1 protein-coding gene and 1 pseudogene are annotated in these 958 nt (G+C 67.0%); both read left to right on the top strand.

The genetic code is table 11. The annotated features are described in order from the left end of the window. Window positions 1–166: 166 nt before the first annotated feature. On the top strand, window positions 167–538 hold the full coding sequence (locus KBX21_RS26255; RefSeq protein ID WP_307869293.1) for a DUF6507 family protein: 372 nt from the start codon (window positions 167–169) through the stop codon (window positions 536–538). A 133-nt stretch (window positions 539–671) separates the two neighbouring features. Beyond that, window positions 672–958, top strand: a pseudogene (locus KBX21_RS26250) (hypothetical protein); the annotation flags it as partial.

Raw genomic sequence — 958 nt, 5'->3', positions numbered from 1 at the left:
GCCGAGCAGATGCACACCCGCGCCCGCTTCGATTTCCACCGGCTCAACACGGCCCTGAACCGGATGCAGTACACCGTCCAGACCACCCAGGTCCTGGAGCCCGACCCGGTCATGGACCTGGAAGCGGATGAGGGTGTGTTCCGCCCCGAGGCGTTCGGAGGGTCCCGTGGGTAGTTGGGATGTGGACGCCCAACAGGTCGGTGTCGTCCTGACCCAGACCAGCGAGCACATCGGCGAGGAAGGCGGAACCGAGGGCCTACTCGGCCACATGGCCCAACTCGAAACCCGCATCACGGGACTGAACACCCACATCAACAGCCCACCTATCGGGATCGCCCTGGGCGAGTTCGCCGAACACCACTTCGGCAAACTCGGCGACATGCTCTCCCTGACCGCCTCCGCTCTGGAAGGCACCAGCGACGCCACCACCTTCTACATGGAAGGCGACCGCGAGATGGCCGCTGAAGCCCAAAGCACCGCCGGCACCATCCCCGAACCCACCCCAGCGCCACCACCCGACGGCGCCACCCTCCTCTAACCCCCTCACCCCCGCCCCCTGACCCCGTGGCCCCCTGACCCCGTGGCCCCTTGGCCCCGTGGTCCCCGTACAGGGTCTGCCCCACCCCCTCTCTCTCCTTTCCCCTCGCTCGCCTCGTTCGGAGTGCCCTCTCGTGATCCCCGGAGACCCCGGAACCACCCCCGCCGCACCCAAAACCGTCAAGGAACAAAAAGAGAGCCTGATCGACGCCGAGGAAGTCATCTACCCCCTGACCTTCCCCGAACCCACGGTCACACCCGAGTACGTGAACTCCATGGCCTCCGGGCTGCGCACCATCGGCGAGTCCATCAGCCAGACCGGCAACAGCATCACCTCGGCCTGGTCCGGACTGACCACCTGCTATTCCGCGCCCGAAGCCGAAACCCTGCACGCGGTCCTGGACCCCATCGCCCCCGACGG

Origin of the sequence: Nocardiopsis sp. B62 (genome assembly GCF_018070675.1) — a bacterium.
In the GTDB taxonomy this organism is placed as follows: domain Bacteria; phylum Actinomycetota; class Actinomycetes; order Streptosporangiales; family Streptosporangiaceae; genus Nocardiopsis; species Nocardiopsis prasina.
Note: the sequence above shows the minus strand (reverse complement) of the source record. Positions and strands in the feature narration are given on the sequence as shown.